Origin of the sequence: Nonomuraea thailandensis, assembly GCF_024172165.1 — a bacterium.
Taxonomy (GTDB): Bacteria; Actinomycetota; Actinomycetes; order Streptosporangiales; family Streptosporangiaceae; genus Nonomuraea; species Nonomuraea thailandensis.
On sequence record NZ_JAMZEB010000002.1, the window covers coordinates 1,910,883 to 1,925,535 of the forward strand.

At 72.7% G+C, this 14,653-nt stretch carries 14 protein-coding genes; 9 read left to right on the plus strand and 5 right to left on the minus strand.

The features are described 5' to 3' along the window. Positions 1-7: 7 nt before the first annotated feature. Positions 8-850, minus strand: coding sequence for a class I SAM-dependent methyltransferase (locus tag HD597_RS12820; RefSeq protein ID WP_253742242.1), 843 nt, complete (start codon positions 848-850; stop codon positions 8-10). Between the two features lie 63 nt (positions 851-913). On the opposite strand from HD597_RS12820, the gene HD597_RS12825 reads away from it, so the two are divergent. Continuing rightward, positions 914-1,411 carry a GbsR/MarR family transcriptional regulator gene (locus tag HD597_RS12825; protein WP_253742243.1) on the plus strand — a complete coding sequence of 166 codons (498 nt, stop codon included), beginning with the start codon at positions 914-916 and terminating at the stop codon, positions 1,409-1,411. 22 nt (positions 1,412-1,433) lie between these two features. On the opposite strand, the gene cobF is transcribed toward HD597_RS12825, so the two are convergent. Then, on the minus strand, positions 1,434-2,177 hold the full coding sequence (gene cobF / locus HD597_RS12830; RefSeq protein ID WP_253742244.1) for a precorrin-6A synthase (deacetylating): 744 nt from the start codon (positions 2,175-2,177) through the stop codon (positions 1,434-1,436). Between the two features lie 63 nt (positions 2,178-2,240). Next, the gene (locus HD597_RS12835) at positions 2,241-3,014 is read right to left on the minus strand and encodes an RNA polymerase sigma factor SigF (RefSeq protein WP_253742245.1); all 774 of its coding nucleotides are present in this window, start codon (positions 3,012-3,014) and stop codon (positions 2,241-2,243) included. Positions 3,015-3,278: 264 nt separating this feature from the next. Between HD597_RS12835 and HD597_RS12840 the strand changes: the two genes are divergently transcribed. From HD597_RS12840 to HD597_RS12850, 3 genes are all read left to right on the plus strand, one after another. After that, entirely contained in the window at positions 3,279-4,163 is an 885-nt protein-coding gene (locus tag HD597_RS12840) for an NmrA family NAD(P)-binding protein (protein ID WP_253742246.1), read from the plus strand. 43 nt (positions 4,164-4,206) lie between these two features. Further along, on the plus strand, positions 4,207-5,478 hold the full coding sequence (locus HD597_RS12845) for an MFS transporter (protein WP_253742247.1): 1,272 nt from the start codon (positions 4,207-4,209) through the stop codon (positions 5,476-5,478). A 208-nt stretch (positions 5,479-5,686) separates the two neighbouring features. Continuing rightward, on the plus strand, positions 5,687-7,279 hold the full coding sequence (locus HD597_RS12850; RefSeq protein WP_253742248.1) for a DUF6055 domain-containing protein: 1,593 nt from the start codon (positions 5,687-5,689) through the stop codon (positions 7,277-7,279). Positions 7,280-7,442: 163 nt separating this feature from the next. Here HD597_RS12850 and HD597_RS12855 read toward each other — a convergent pair whose 3' ends face one another. After that, on the minus strand, positions 7,443-8,039 hold the full coding sequence (locus HD597_RS12855; RefSeq protein ID WP_253742249.1) for an NAD(P)-dependent oxidoreductase: 597 nt from the start codon (positions 8,037-8,039) through the stop codon (positions 7,443-7,445). Positions 8,040-8,136: 97 nt separating this feature from the next. On the opposite strand from HD597_RS12855, the gene HD597_RS12860 reads away from it, so the two are divergent. The 3 genes from HD597_RS12860 to HD597_RS12870 all read left to right on the plus strand — a co-directional run bounded on the left by HD597_RS12860 (position 8,137) and on the right by HD597_RS12870 (position 9,618). Next, a complete protein-coding gene (locus tag HD597_RS12860; protein WP_253742250.1) occupies positions 8,137-8,739 on the plus strand; it encodes a PadR family transcriptional regulator in 603 nt (200 codons plus the stop codon). 121 nt (positions 8,740-8,860) lie between these two features. Next, positions 8,861-9,229 (plus strand): SgcJ/EcaC family oxidoreductase, encoded by a 369-nt coding sequence (locus HD597_RS12865; protein WP_253742251.1) that lies wholly within the window; start codon positions 8,861-8,863, stop codon positions 9,227-9,229. Beyond that, positions 9,226-9,618 (plus strand): hypothetical protein, encoded by a 393-nt coding sequence (locus HD597_RS12870; protein WP_253742252.1) that lies wholly within the window; start codon positions 9,226-9,228, stop codon positions 9,616-9,618. Before HD597_RS12865 ends, HD597_RS12870 begins: the two co-directional genes overlap by 4 nt. Positions 9,619-9,717: 99 nt before the next feature. On the opposite strand, the gene HD597_RS12875 is transcribed toward HD597_RS12870, so the two are convergent. Beyond that, positions 9,718-11,808 carry an oxidoreductase gene (locus tag HD597_RS12875; RefSeq protein WP_253759337.1) on the minus strand — a complete coding sequence of 697 codons (2,091 nt, stop codon included), beginning with the start codon at positions 11,806-11,808 and terminating at the stop codon, positions 9,718-9,720. Between the two features lie 151 nt (positions 11,809-11,959). Here HD597_RS12875 and HD597_RS12880 point away from each other — a divergent pair, with 151 nt between their 5' ends. Together HD597_RS12880 and HD597_RS12885 are read left to right on the plus strand one after the other, a co-directional pair. Further along, positions 11,960-12,805: a shikimate dehydrogenase gene (locus HD597_RS12880; protein ID WP_253742253.1), complete on the plus strand. Its 846-nt coding sequence runs from the start codon at positions 11,960-11,962 to the stop codon at positions 12,803-12,805. Positions 12,806-12,840: 35 nt separating this feature from the next. Beyond that, the gene (locus tag HD597_RS12885) at positions 12,841-14,607 is read left to right on the plus strand and encodes a bifunctional sugar phosphate isomerase/epimerase/4-hydroxyphenylpyruvate dioxygenase family protein (RefSeq protein ID WP_253742254.1); all 1,767 of its coding nucleotides are present in this window, start codon (positions 12,841-12,843) and stop codon (positions 14,605-14,607) included. The last annotated feature ends 46 nt before the right edge of the window (positions 14,608-14,653 follow it).

The window sequence follows — 14,653 nt, forward strand, 5'->3', positions numbered from 1 at the left end:
GTCCCGTTCAGAACCGGTACCGCAGCAACCGCCCGGAGTCCCGCCCGCCGGGCAGGCGCGCCCCCAGCCGCAGCCCGATCCGTGCCGCCGCCGGCAGCCTGTCCAGGTCGGGCACGTCCACGACGTACAGGTCGTCCACGAACTCCAGCCCGTCCTGCCACCGCTCCAGCTCGCGCGGATCGTCGATCCCCCAGTGCCAGCTCTCCAGCACGGCCCGTGGCGCGATGCCCATCCCCATCCAGCTCATCTTCCGCGCCAGCCGGACGAGCCGCTTGCTGAAGCAGTCGAACAGGAGCTGCCCGCCGGGGAAGTGCCCGCAGATCCGCTGGACGAGCCGCCGCCCCTCCTCCTCGTGCAGGTACATGGTCAGCCCCTCGGCCACGACCACGACCGGCCGGTCACCGGGGACCTCCGCCGGCCACTCTTCCTCGGTCACCGAGGCGCCGATCATCCGGTAGTCCCCGCCGGGCTCCGGCAGCAGCCGCCGCCGCAGCTCGATGACGTCGGGGAAGTCGACGTCCACCCACCGCACCCGTGGCGGCGGGCCGAGCCGGTGCACCCGGGTGTCGAGCCCGCAAGCCAGGTGCAGGACGGTGACCTCGCCGGGACGGGCGGTCAGGAACTCGCCGGTCCACCGGTCCAGCTCGCGCCCGCGCAGCGCCAGGGTGGCGGCGTCCCACGGCGCCCGCGTGCCGGTCCTGCGCCAGTCGTGGTCCAGGCGCCTGACCACCTCGTCGGCGGTGCGGTCGCCGAGGATGGAGTACGGGGCGCGGCTGTCCAGCGCCCTGGCGTACAGGGTGGCGAGCATCGTCCCCTGAACGGTGGTGAGTTCGACCTTCTCGCGTTCCATGGCCAGCAGACTACACAGATTTCACAACTTCGTGAAAGTTATGAATACCGTAGGATGAGCCGGGTGCAGAGGAAGATCGACCGGGGGCGCGACGAGGAGGCGGTGCGCCGCTTCGTGGAGCGCCTCGCCCTCGACCTGGTGGCCACCGGCATCCCGCGGATGCCGGCCCGGATCTACGCGGCCCTCCTGGTGGCGGACGAGGGCCGCGGCACCGCGGCCGACCTGGCGGAGTTCCTGCGGGTGAGCCCGGCCGCCGTGTCGGGCGCCGTACGGTATCTGACGCAGGTGGCCCTGATCACCCGCGAACGCGAGCCGGGCGCGCGCCGCGACCACTACCGGGTCACCGCGGACCAGTGGTACCAGGCGATCCTCCAGCAGGACGCGCTGATCACGCAGTGGGAGCGGACCCTGCGCGAGGGCCTCGAAGCCGTCGGCGAGGACAGCCAGGCGGCGGCCCGGCTGCGCGAGACGTGGGAGTTCCTGCAGCTCATGCGCGAGGAGATCCCGATCCTGCTGGAGAAGTGGCAGGCACGGCTCGCCGCCCTGCGCGCCCGGGGCTAGCGGCGCCGGCCCGCCCGCCGGGTCACAGGCGCCGCAGCAGGTACGAGTCCATGATCCACCCCTTGCGGGCCCGCGCCTCGGCCCGGACCTGCCTGATGCGCTCGCCCACCTCCGCCACCGGCCCCGACACCAGGATCTCGTCGGCGGTGCCCACGTAGGCGCCCCAGTGGATCGCGTAACCGTCCAGGCCGGCGAACGAGCAGTGGGCGTCGAGCATCACCATCACGTCGTCGGCCGTCGGGCCGCCCTCGGCCAGGCGGCGGCCCGTCGTCAGGTGCACCGGCCGCCCGACCCGCGTCAGGCTGGTGCGGTGGGCGGCCGTCAGCGCGGCCACGCTGCTGATCCCGGGGACGACCTCGTAGTCGAAGCGGACGTTCCCCCGCTGGAGGATCTCCTCGACGACGGCCAGCGTGCTGTCGTACACGCCGGGGTCGCCCCACACCAGGAACGCCCCGGTCTCGCCGTCGGCCAGCTCGTCGCGGACGAGCGCCTCGCAGGCCAGCGCCCGCCGCGAGCGCCAGTCGTCCACGGCGGCCGGGTACGCGGCGGCGTCGCGGTCGCGCTCCGGATCCCGCGCCTCGGCGATCCGGTACGGCGCCCGCCCGTGCTCGGCGATCATGTCCAGCCGGAGCTGGACGAGGTCGTGCTTGACCTCGCCCTTGTCCACGATGAAGAACACGTCCGTGGCGCCGATGGCCTTGACCGCCTGGAGGGTGAGATGGTCGGGATGGCCGGCGCCGATGCCGATGAGGAGTAGCCGCTTCACCCGTGGAAGTCTGCCAGAGCGGTGCGCGGCGCCGGCGTCACCCCGGCCGTCACCCCCCGGCCGTCACTCCGACAGGGCGGTGCGGAGCTTGGTGAGGACCGCGCGCAGGATGCGGGAGACGTGCATCTGCGAGATGCCGAACTCCTGGGCGATCTCCGACTGGGTCATGTTCCCGTAGAACCGCATGAGCAGGATGTTCTTCTCGCGCGGCGGCAGGGCGTCGATGAGGGGCTTGACCGCGTGCCTGTCGACCAGCGTGTCGAGCGAGCCGTCCTGGTCGGCGATGAAGTCGCTCAGCTCGGCGGCGTCGTCGTCGCCGCTGCTGACGGGGGCGTCCAGCGAGAGCGTGCTGTAGGCGGTGGAGGCCTCCAGGGCGAGCAGGACGTCCTCCTCGGAGATGCCCATCTTCTCGGCCAGCTCGGCCACGGTCGGCGAGTGGCCCAGCTTCTGGGTGAGCTCGGCGGTCGCCTTGTTGAGCTCGATGCGCCGCTCCTGGTAGACGCGCGGCACCCGGATCGCCCAGGTGCGGTCGCGGAAGTGGCGCTTGACCTCGCCCATCATGGTGATCATGGCGTAGCCCCTGAACTCGTGCCCGAGCTCGGGGTCGTAGCCGTTGACGGCCTTCATCAGCCCGACGTACGCGGCCTGGCGCAGGTCCTCCATGGGCTCGCCTCGGTACCGGTAGCGGCGGGTGACCTCGGTCACCAGCCCGTCGTGCATCTCCACCAGGCGCTCGCGAATGCGGACGGCATGCATCTCCGAGATCTGCGGATCGGCGAGCTCGGCCAGCAGGTCCTCGGCGGTGAGCTGCTCGAAAGCGAGGTTCAGGACAGGCATGTTGCTGCTCCAAAGGTGCCAGCGGCCCCGCCCATGACAAAAAGCCCAGGCAGAGGCACGCTTCGGTGATTCGCGTGAGACGAAGCCCTCTGCTGGACTTCGAGATCGAAAATGCCCGTAAATTTCAGGTATTCACCTGTTCTGGGTCACGAAAAGGTTACAACCGCCTGGAACGGGCTGAGGCGTGCGCCACATCGTCCGGCGGCACGTCACGTTCCCGCTCCCGCCGTGCCTCTCAGGAGGCATGACCAAGGGAGGAACATCATGACCGTTCTCGTCACCGGAGCGACCGGCACCGTCGGCCGGCAGGTCGTCCGGAGCCTGCTCGACCGCGGCCGGAAGGTGCGCGCGCTGACCCGCGACCCCGCCCGCGCGGACCTGCCGGAAGACGTCGAGGTGATCCGGGGCGACCTCGCCGACGCCGGCGGGCTGGAGGCGGCCTTCGACGGCGCCACCGCCGCCCACCTGATCACCTTCGGCGAGGGCTACCGGCCGCTGGCCAACGGCCGCGACCTGGTGGACCTGGCGGAACGGGCGGGGGTCGGCAAGGTGACCGTGCTGGCCGGCTGGCAGGAGGGCACGCTGGAGCCTGCCGTCAGGGCGAGCGGCGGCCTGGAGTGGACGTTCCTGGAGCCCGTGCAGTTCATGGCCAACTTCCTGGCCGACTGGGGCGAGCCGCTGCGCACCACCGGCCGGGTGCGGGAGCCGTACGGCGATCGCCAGAGCCCGCCGGTCGACGAGCACGACATCGGCGCCGTCGCCGCCACGGTGCTGACCCAGGACGGCCACGGCGGCCGGTCCTACCACCTCACCGGCCCCGAGGTGCTCACCGCGCGCCGGATGGTCGGGATCATCGCCGAGGTGACCGGCCGCGACCTGCGCTTCGAGGAGCTCACTCCCGAGCAGGTGCGCCGCGAATGGAGCGTTCCCGGGGGCAGGCCGCCGCTGTCGATCTTCGACGCGTTCGCGCAGGCGGCCGGCTTCGGCGAGGCCGACCTGGTGGAGATCCTGCTGCAGATGTACGGCACCCCCAACGAGTACGGCACCATGCTCACCGACCAGGTGGAGAAGATCATCGGCCGCCCCCCGCGCACGTTCGCCCAGTGGGCGGCCGAGCACGCCCATCACTTCCTGCCCGCGCCTCGCTGAGCCGGCGGCCGGGCGGGCGAGGTTTGACACCGTCGTCCCGGCTGTGATCATTTGGGCAGATGGGGGAAACGGGGGCGGCCACCTGCCGGGCGAGCGGGTCGCCGTGTTAGAGGAGCGGGGCGGGCAACGGCTCTGGACCCGCGGGTTCAGCCTGTTCTTCGCGGCTCGCAGCACGTCCCTGCTGGGTGACCACATGCTGCCGGTCGTCATCTCGGCGGCGATGATCCACGGCGGGTACGGCCTCAGCGGGGTCGGCTACGCGCTGGCCGCCCATCTGGCGCCCTTCGCCATCTTGATGATCTTCGGCGGGGTCCTGTCGGACCGGTTCGGCGCACGGCGCATGATGATCATTTCCGACGTCGTGCGCCTGGTCTTCCAGTCGCTGCTCGCCCTGCTCTTCGCTCTGGGCGCGCCCGAGCTGTGGCAGGTGCTCGTGCTCCTGGCGCTGGTCGGCGCCGGCGGCGCCACCTTCCAGCCCGGGGTCGCCAGCATCACCCCGCAGATCGCCAGGGACGTGCAGCGGGCCAACGCCACGCTGCGCGTCTCCGAGTCGATCATGAGTGTGGTCGCGCCCTCCCTGGCGGGGCTGCTCCTGGCCGTCTCCGAGCCGTGGACGGTCTTCGCGATCGACGCGGCGACGTTCGCGGCCAGCGGCGCCTGCCTGTTCCTGCTCCGCCTCCCGGGGGGCGGGGCCCGGGTGCGGGGCTCGACCTTCCGGCTCGACCTGGTGGTGGGGTGGCGGGAGTTCAGGTCGCGGACCTGGCTGTGGGCCGTGATCGTGATCTGGTTCGTCTGGCAGGTCACCTCGTCGGGCCCGACGCTGACCCTGGGTCACAGCACGATCATCACCCTGTACGGCGCGTCCGCGCTCGGCCTCATCATGTCCGCCCTCGGCGTGGGGAACCTGCTCGGCGGGCTCGCCGCGATGCGGATCAAACCGGGACGTCCGCTGCGGGCCGGCGCCGTCGCCCTGACGTGCGGCACGCTCATGCCGCTCGGCGTGGCGCTCGGCTGGCCGCCCGTCGCGCTGGCCGTGTGCTACGCGATCGGCGGCATGGGCATGACCTTCTGGGTGGTCATGTTCCACACGAGCGTGCAGACCCACGTCCCCCAGGAGTTCCTCGGCCGGGTGCACGCCTACGACGCCGCCGGCTCGCTCGTCATGAAACCCGTCGGCCAGGCGCTGGCGGGGCCCCTCGCCCTGGTGCTGGGCACGGTGCCGCTGCTGTTCGCGGCCTCGGCCATGGTCCTGGTCGTCGCCGCCCTGCTGCTCGCCGTCCCCGCCGTCCGGGATCTCGCGCGCGCCGACGGGTGAAACTTTCACCGCCCCGGACGCGGCGCGGGCGGGACGTCCGGGAGCAGGACGCCGGTGAGGCCCGCGCGGGGTGACCGCACGGCCTCACCCGCCATCCGGACGGTCTTGACAGCCATCTGTCGGGACGCCAACACTCGTGCGGCTCCGGCACGGTCGCCACCCGATCGGGCGGCACCGGCTGTTAACGCTAACACTCCGAGGTGACCGGATGAAACGAACGCGGGCGGCCCTCGTCGCCCTGTTACTGCTGCTCACCGCCCTGCTCGCCGGGCAGGCGCCCGCGACCGCGGCGGCCAAGACCGTGTACATCCCCGCGCGCTGGGCCACCACCGGCGAGGTGCCGTGGGTGCCCGCGCGGACGAAGGAATCGGCCAACTTCATCCTGCTGTGGGGCGATCGATCCGGCACGGACCCCAGGAGCGCGCCCTCGCAGTACCGCTTCGACCCCGACAACATCCTCGGGCAGCTCGAAAGCCTCTACTCCTTCTACATCGGCACCATGCGGTTCACGCCGGAGACCGGCCTCCTCGCCCAGCACAAGATCATCGTGATCATCACCACGACCTGGTCGAACGCGCCGCTCGACGCCTGGGCGACGGGCGGCTCGACGGACGGCAGGGTGGGCGTCATCAACATCGCCCCCGCCGCCGCGCGCCCCGGCTCCTGGGGGCTGGCGCACGAGCTGGGCCACGTGTTCCAGAACTACACGTTCCTCGGCAGGCCCGGCTACGGCTTCACGCATCCGGGCGCCGGGACGTTCTGGGAGGCGAGCGCCGAGTTCATGGCCATGCAGGTCTACCCGAGGACCGCCGCCGGGGACCTGACCCGGTTCATCCGCACGGAGAACCTCGCCTACAGCAGCAGCCGCCACCACTACGGCGCCTGGATGCTGCTGCAGTACATCAAGGACCGCGACGGGCTCGCCATGTTCAACCGCATCTGGAACGAGGCCAGGAACACCGAGCACCCGCTCGAGGTCTACCGCCGGATCGCCGGCATCGACCAGGCCGAGCTCAACCGGCGCCTCGGCGAGTACGCCCAGCGCAACGTCACCTGGGACTACTCCAACCGCGCCGACTTCATGCCGTTCGTCAACAGCCTCTATCCGTTCGTCACCGCCTACAACGGCGTCGCGGTGGTGCCGGTGAACGCCGCCGCCGGCCACTTCCGCATCTCCGACGCTCTCGCTCCCTCCGACTACGGCTACAACAAGATCCGGCTCGTCCCCGGCAGCGACGGCGCCCTCATCCGGATGCGCTTCAGGGGCCACGTCAACGCCGCCGCGCAATCGGGCTGGTCGTACGGCTTCGTCGCGGTCAGGAACGGGGTCCCCCGCTACGGGCCCGTGCACAGCTCCGCCAACGGCGAGGTGACCTTCCAGACCCAGCCCGGCGAGAAGGACGTCTACCTGGTGGTCCTCGGCGCGCCCGGCACCGTGCACAAGTACGCCTACCTCGACGGCTACCCGCGCAACCACCGCTACCCGTACCAGTTTCCGCCTCCAGGGCGCCACGCCGTGGGGCTTCGAGCCCGGCCACGTACGTCCGGCAGCGCCCGGCAACGGGCACTGGCACGCGAACGGCGGCGGCTGGGTCGACAACCGGGCGAACGTGGCCGCCACCGCCTACGTCGGCCCCCGGGCGGCCGTGTACGGCAACAGCACGGTCGGCGGCAACGCCCGCATCGAGGACCTGGCCTGGGTGAACAGCGGCGCCACCGTCACCGGCAACGCCGTGGTCAGGAACAACGCGCTCGTCCAGGGAGGGGCCAATCTCAGCGGCAGCGTCGTCGTTGGCGGTGACGCCGAACCGGCCACGGCCTGCGGGGCCGGGACGTACCTGATGTTCAACCCGGACCGGCGGTGCGACGGCGGAGGCGGCGAGACGGACGTGAACCCGCCGCATCCCGTCTTCAGCGACGCCGACCTCGCCTTCGGCACCCCGTAGGCGCGGCCGGCCCGCGCGCTACTTCGGGCCGCAGACGCCGAGGGCCCTGCCGATCAGCGACGGCTCCTCGGCGGTGTCGAGGAGGGCCATCGCGTAGTCGGCACGTGAGAGCCGCATGGCCCCGCCCGTCGCGTTGGCCTCGAAGTCGATGTGCACCCGCCCGGCCCCCGGCTTGTCGGTCAGCATGGTGCCGCGGGCGATGCTCCAGTCGAGGCCGCTGACCTGGAGCATGCCCTCGGCCCTGGCCAGGTCCGCGTAGGCGTCGCGGAAGAACAGCCAGGCCAGGGTGACCGGCAGGCGCGGGCGGGTGGCGGAGACCGAGCGGCTGCTGGTCATCACCAGCCGCCGCACCCCGCTCTCGCGCATCGCGGCGATGAGGGTGCGGGCGATCTCGCTGCCGCCGACGGCGGCGATGACGGCGTCCTGGCCGCGCACCGCCGCGCGGACGGCGGCCAGGTCGCAGGCGTCGCCCTGGTGCACGGCTGCCAGGCCGGCGCCGCCGGGGAGGAGCTCGGGGCGGCGGGCGAACGCGGTGATCTCGTGCCCCCGCCGGACGCCCTGCGTGAGCACGTGCCGGCCGGTGCGGCCGGTCGAACCGATGACCAAGATCTTCATGATGATGCCTCCTTCTATATTGCAGTCTGCACTATAGCGAGCTGCTTTCGCACGGCTTCTCGGCTATAGTGCGAACTGCACTAGGGGAGGGAGATTCATGGCGCGGCGTCCTGACCTGGTCGGCCTCACCGTGCTGGCCATGCTGTCGGTACGTCCCGGCCATCCGTACGAGCTGCACCGCTTCATCGTCGACACGCACAAGGACTACGTGACGGGGCTGCCCAGAAGCCTCTACCACGCGGTCGAGAGGCTGGCGGGCGAGGAGCTGATCGTGCCGGTCGAGACCAGCAGGGAGGGCCGGCGCCCGGAGCGCACGGTCTACGAGATCACCGACGAGGGCCGCCGCGAGCTGGCGACCAGGCTCCGGGCGCTGCTGGAGAGCCCGGGAGCCGAGCGCCGCACGTTCACCGCGGCCGTCTCGCTGATGGGCGTCCTGCCGGTGCCCGACGCGCTGCGGGCGCTGCGCACCAGGGCGGCCTCCATCGAAGGATCACTGGCCTCCATGAACGCCCACCTCAAGGCGCTGCGGGAGAACGGCCTGCCCGACGTCCTGATGATCGAGGTCGACTACGAGCGGGCCCTGAGCGAGACCGAGCTGGCCTGGCTCAGGAAACTCATCGCCCGGCTGGAGTCGGGCGAGCTCGACTGGCCGAGCACCGTCAGACGGGAGCTCCTGGAAGGGATGCTCGGCGAGCCGTGAGGTGAGAAGCGGCTGCCAGGGTGCGCCAACACCCTGGCAGCCGGACATCCGAGAACAAGGCGCCTGCCCTGCCTGGAGTCGCACACCCAGGATAGGCGCCGCGACCACGAGGAGTTGCGCCATGTCCGAGATCGCCGAGCTGCTGGCCGGCCTCGCCGAGGCCTGGAACCGCGGCGACGCCGCCGCCTACGCCGCCCTCTTCACCGAGGACGCCGACTACATCACCTTCGACGGCACCCACACCCGGGGACGTCAGGCCGTCGAGTCCATGCACCGGTGGCTCTTCGAAGGCCCGCTCAAGGGCTCCACCATGGCCACCGGCGGCGACCACACGGTCAAAGCGCTGGCCGACGGCGCGGTCCTGGTGATCGCCGCCGGCGGCACCACGGTGGACGGCCGGCAGCGCGCCTCCATCGTCTCCTTCACCGCCGTCCGCACCCCCGAGGGCTGGCGCTTCGCCTCCTTCCAGAACACCCGGGTGGCGTCATGAGGAAGCTGATCGCCGAGGCGGCCGGGATCGTCGAGGCGCCCGCGCCCCGGGTGTGGGACGCCCTGGCCGAGGAGCTGCTGCCCGGAGGCCGCCGCTCCGGCCGCTTCACCGTCGAGGACGCCCCCGGGCACACCTCCACCGTGGAGGTGGCCGGACACACGATCGCCATCCAGGGCGGCTGGTGGTACCGCGGCGAGTGGAGCGTCGAGCCGCATCCCCACGGGGCGCTGGTCGTGCACCGGGTGTTCAACGTGGCGCGGTGGATGCGGTGGGCGGTGCCGCCGGCCAACCGGATGTTCGTGGGGTTCGCCGGGAGCACGCGGAAGGCGTTCACGGAGCTGCTCGCGAAGGTGGGACGCCGCGCGCAGGCCACGACCCGCCCGGCCTGAGCTGCGGCGGGCCCGTCCGGCCCGGGGCTGCCGGGACCGCCCGGCCTCGGGCCGTGACGGGGCCCGCCCGGCCTGAGGCGTGGCGAGGTCGCTCGCCGATCACCGGGGACGAGCGGATGCCCGCGCGATGGCGCCGGCCGCCTCCTCCGCCGCGACGAGGCACCGATGGAGCGAGCCGCCGCTGTCTCCCGCGTCCCCGATCACGTGCACCCCGAGGCGTGGCCGCAGTTCCTCGAAGGCCGCGAGCAGGGTGGAGAGCGGGCGGGAGGGCGGGACGACACCGTGGGAGACCAGCAGCGGGCCCGGCAGCGGGCCCGGCAGGGGCAGCCATTCCGCGTGGTCTCCCGAGCGTACGAGCAGGCGCTCGGGCTCGATGGCCGAGATCGTGGACTCCAGCAGGATGCGCACCCTGGGGTTCTCCGTGAGCCGCGGCACCAGGAGGATCTTGGCGCGGCGGCCGACCTCCGGGGCCAGGCTCGGCTGGGAGCCGATGATCAGCACCTCCGCCCCGCCGGCGGCGAGGTGGTCCGCCACGGCGACGCCCTCGCGGTCGGCGCCCCACACGACGCAGGAGCGGGGCGCCTCCAGGCCCAGCGTGAGCCAGTCGCGCACGTCGTGGACGTGCGGCGACCGGACACCGGGAACGTCGGGCATCCGGCCGACGCCGCCGGTGGCCACCACGATCGCGTCCGCCTCGGGCAGGTAGGCGGTGGGCGCGAGCCTGCCGCGGGCGGCCTCGACGCCGGTGCGCACGCTCACGCCGAGCCGGTCCAGCTCGGCGACGTACCACTGCAGCAGGCGGCGATGCTCCGGGTACGCGCGCAGCCGCCCGGCGAGCGCCAGCCGCCCGCCGACCCGCTCCTCGCGCTCCACCACCTGGACGCGATACCCCGGCCCGGCCAGCAACCGTGCCGCTTCCAGCCCGGCCGGTCCCGCGCCGATCACCAGCACCGCGCCCTGGCCGGAAGCCGTGGTGGGCGGCGTGCCCCGCCTGAGGGGCGCGCCGTGGTCCGCGGGTGTGTCGGGCGGCGCGTCCGGCGGCGCGGGCAGGGCGGGCGCCACATCCCGCCTCGCGGGCGCGGTGACCGGGCCCAGGTACTCGCGCCCCGCCCGCACGTTGACCGCGCACGGGATCGGCTCCCCGGTGCCGAGCCGGTCGATGCACAGGTTGCAGGCGATGCACGGCCGGTAGCCGCGGCCGGCGAGGGCGTGGCGGGGGAAGTCGGGATCGGCGTGCAGGGCGCGGGCCAGGGAGACGAAGTCGGCCAGCCCGCCCGCCACGACGGCCTCGGCGCTCTCCGGCGTGTTGATCCGCCCGGCGACCCCCACCGGCAGCCCGAGCGCCCGGTACCGCCCGGCGTACGGGGCGAGCAGCCCGGGCTCCCACTCGGCGGGCTGGATGCTCCACTGCCCCGCCTCGTACGACCCGGCCGAGACGTCGAGGAAGTCCAGCAGGTCCAGGCGGGTGCGTGAGATCAGCTCGAACGTGCGCCCCGCGGTCAGCCCGCCCTCGAACCCCTCGTGCGCGGACAGCCGCAGGCCGACGGCCACCCCGGGGCCGGCCTGCTCGCGGACGGCCTCGACGACCAGCCCGAGGAAGCGGAGAGGGTGGGCGAACTCGTCGGCACGCAGGTTGAACGCGGGGGAGAGGAACTGGTGGACGAGGTATCCGTGCGCCCCGTGGATCGAGATCACGTCCACCCCCGCCTCACGGCAGCGCCGCGCGGCCTGCCCGTAGGCGGCGGCCAGCTCGTACACCTCGGCGGCCGGCGCCTCCCGCGGCAGCTCGCCGCCGGCGGGCAGGCACGGGACGGGGGAGGGCGCGACCGGCTGGAAGCCGCTGACCGCGCTCTGGGCGGTGCGGCCGCCGTGGTTGAGCTCGACGCCGAGCAGGGCGCCGCCGTCGTGCACGGCCCCGGCCAGCCGGGCGAGCCCGGGGACGCACGCGTCCGTGTCCACGCCGAGCTGCCGCAGCCGTCCCTTGCCGTCCGCGCGGACGTAGGCGGCCTCGGCGAACACCAGTGCCGCGCCACCCCGCGCCCGCCGGGCGAGGTAGGCGGTGTAGCGGCCGGTGACGGCGCCGTCGGGCTCGCAGTAGTTGCGCTCCATGGGGGCCGCGACGAACCGGTTGCGCAGCCGTACGGGACCCAGGGTCAGAGGGCGGCCCACGGCCGGCCCGCCCTCGCTCACCAGTGACAACCGTGCTCCGTCCTAGAGTACGGACTAGATAGTCCACAAGGCTCCACGCGCGGCGCCGTGAAGTCAAGAGTCATGTCTAGCCAGCTAACTCACTAGTACGTACATTAAGAAAACCGCAGCACCTGCTTGAAAGGACGATGTGATGCACTCATTCCTGGTCGGGCTGATCGGCTCGGGCATCGGGCCCTCCTGGAGCCCGCCGTTGCACGAGCAGGAGGCCGTGCACCACGGGCTGCACTACGTCTACCGGCTGCTCGACACCGACCGGATGGGCGGCGAGGTGGGGGAGCTGGTCCGCACGGCGCGCAGGTTCGGCTACGACGGGCTCAACATCACCCACCCCTGCAAGCAGGCCGTCATCCCGCACCTGGACGAGTTGTCACCGGACGCCCGCATGCTCGGCGCGGTCAACACCGTGGTGTTCGACGGCGAGCGGGCCGTCGGCCACAACACGGACTGGACGGGCTTCGCCGAGTCGTTCGCGCGGGGCCTGCCGGACGTGCCCACCCGCAGGATCGTGCAGCTCGGCGCCGGCGGCGCGGGAGCCGCGGTCGCGCACGCGCTGCTCACGATGGGCGCCGACCGGATCACCCTGGTCGACGCCGATCCGGCGCGGGCGGGCGCGCTCGCCGGCGAGCTGGCCGCCCGCTTCGGCGCGGGCCGGGCCCGCCCCGCCGGCACGGACGAGCTGCCCGGGCTGCTGGCCGGTGCCGACGGGCTGGTGCACGCGACCCCGACCGGCATGGCCCACCATCCGGGCCTGCCGCTGCCCGCCGAGCTGCTCCACCCCGGCCTGTGGGTGGCCGACATCGTCTACCGGCCGCTGGAGACCGAGCTGCTCAGGCAGGCGCGGGCGATCGGCTGCCGGACGCTGGACGGCGGCGGCATGGTCGTCTTCCAGGCCGTGCACGCGTTCAGGTTGTTCACCGGCCGCGAGCCGGACGCCGAGCGGATGTTCGCCCACCTGACCGATCTCATCGCCGTCTGACATCACCGTCCCGAAGCGCCGTCCAAGGAGGAATCGTGCGTAAGTCCATCGCCACCGTGTCGGTGAGCGGCACTCTCGCGGAGAAACTGGAGGCGATCGCCGCCGCCGGGTTCGACGGGGTGGAGATCTTCGAGAACGACCTGCTGGCCTGCCCGCTCTCGCCCGAGGAGGTCCGGGCCAGGGCCGCCGACCTCGGCCTCGGCATCGACCTCTACCAGCCGTTCCGCGACTTCGAGGCGGTGCCTGCCGACGTGCTCGCGGGCAACCTGCGCCGGGCCGAGCGCAAGTTCAGGGTGATGGAGCGGCTCGGCGCGGACCTGCTGCTGGTCTGCTCGAACGTCTCGCCGGGCGCGATCGGCGACGACGAGCTGGCCGCCGAGCAGCTCCGGCTGCTGGCCGAGCGGGCCGCCGAGCACGGCGTGCGCATCGCCTACGAGGCGCTGGCCTGGGGCCGGCACGTCAACGAGTACCTGCACGCCTGGCGCATCGTGCGCATGGCCGACCACCCGGGCCTGGGCACCTGCCTGGACAGCTTCCACATCCTGTCGCGCGGCTCCGACCCGATCGGCATCGAGGCCATCCCGGGGGAGAAGATCTTCTTCCTGCAGCTCGCTGACGCGCCGCTGCTGGCCATGGACGTGCTGCAGTGGAGCCGCCACTACCGCTGCTTCCCCGGGCAGGGCAACTTCGACCTGGCCGGGCTGACCGCCAGCGTGCTGCGGGCGGGATACACGGGGCCGCTGTCGCTGGAGGTGTTCAACGACGTCTTCCGCCAGGCGTCCGTGGAGCGTACCGCGCTGGACGGCATGCGCTCGCTCATCGCGCTGGAGCAGAGCCTGGACGGCGTGAGCCACCCCGCCGTGCCCGCCGGCTTCGCCTTCGCCGAGCTGGCCGACACCGGCACCCTCGGCGGGCTGCTGAGCGCGCTCGGCTTCGCCCGGGCGGGCGCGCACGCGAGCAAGCCGGTCGAGCTGTGGTCGCAGGGGGAGGCCAGGATCCTGCTCAACGCCGGCGGCCAGGCCTCCCACGAGGGCCCGGCCCTGGTCGCGATCGGCCTGGACAGCCCCGACCCCGGTGGCGCCGTCAAGCACGCCGGCTCGCTGCTGTCACCCGTCCTGCCCCGCGAGCGCGCCCCGGAGGACGCGCCGCTGGACGCGATCGCCGCCCCCGACGGCACCGAGATCTTCTTCTGCGACACCGCCTGGCTCGCCGACTTCGCCCAGGGCGCACCCGCCGTAGCCGGCCCCGGCCAGGGCGCGCCCGCCGACGGCGGGATCACCCGCATCGACCACGTGGCGCTCACCCAGCCGCTGCACTACTTCGACGAGGCCGCCCTGTTCTACCGCAGCGTGCTCGGCCTGCGCCCGCAGGAGAGCCTGGAGCTGCCGGACCCGTACGGCCTGCTGCGCAGCAAGGCGATGTCGGCCCCCGACGGCGCGGTCCGCATGGTGGTGAACATCGCCCAGGTCGGCGCCGGCCAGCACCCCTGGCAACACCTCGCGCTGGCCTGCGACGACGTCGTGGCCGTGGCCCGCAGGCTCCGGGATGAGCACCCGGACCTGCTGCTGCCCATCCCGGACAACTACTACGACGACCTGGAGGCCCGCTACGAGGTCGATCCCGAGCTGCGCCACCTCGGCGTGCTCTACGACCGCGACGGGCACGGCGGCGAGTTCCTGCACCTGTACACGGTCACCGCGGGCCGGGTGTTCTTCGAGCTCGTCCAGCGGATCGGCGGGTACCAGGGTTACGGGGCCGGCAACGCCCCCATCCGGCTCGCCGTCCAGCACGCGGGTGCTTAATCCTGCGGCAACACCCTTGTAATGTACGAACCGGTGAGTTAGTTTC

Excerpts from the sequence above, each read along its gene's own strand:
- HD597_RS12855 (WP_253742249.1), bottom strand. The coding sequence starts at position 8,039 with ATGAAGATCTTGGTCATCGGTTCGACCGGCCGCACCGGCCGGCACGTG.
- HD597_RS12860 (WP_253742250.1), top strand. The coding sequence starts at position 8,137 with ATGGCGCGGCGTCCTGACCTGGTCGGCCTCACCGTGCTGGCCATGCTG.
- HD597_RS12880 (WP_253742253.1), top strand. The coding sequence starts at position 11,960 with ATGCACTCATTCCTGGTCGGGCTGATCGGCTCGGGCATCGGGCCCTCC.
- HD597_RS12820 (WP_253742242.1), bottom strand. The coding sequence starts at position 850 with ATGGAACGCGAGAAGGTCGAACTCACCACCGTTCAGGGGACGATGCTC.
- HD597_RS12850 (WP_253742248.1), top strand. The coding sequence starts at position 5,687 with ATGAAACGAACGCGGGCGGCCCTCGTCGCCCTGTTACTGCTGCTCACC.
- HD597_RS12840 (WP_253742246.1), top strand. The coding sequence starts at position 3,279 with ATGACCGTTCTCGTCACCGGAGCGACCGGCACCGTCGGCCGGCAGGTC.
- HD597_RS12865 (WP_253742251.1), top strand. The coding sequence starts at position 8,861 with ATGTCCGAGATCGCCGAGCTGCTGGCCGGCCTCGCCGAGGCCTGGAAC.
- HD597_RS12835 (WP_253742245.1), bottom strand. The coding sequence starts at position 3,014 with ATGCCTGTCCTGAACCTCGCTTTCGAGCAGCTCACCGCCGAGGACCTG.
- HD597_RS12870 (WP_253742252.1), top strand. The coding sequence starts at position 9,226 with ATGAGGAAGCTGATCGCCGAGGCGGCCGGGATCGTCGAGGCGCCCGCG.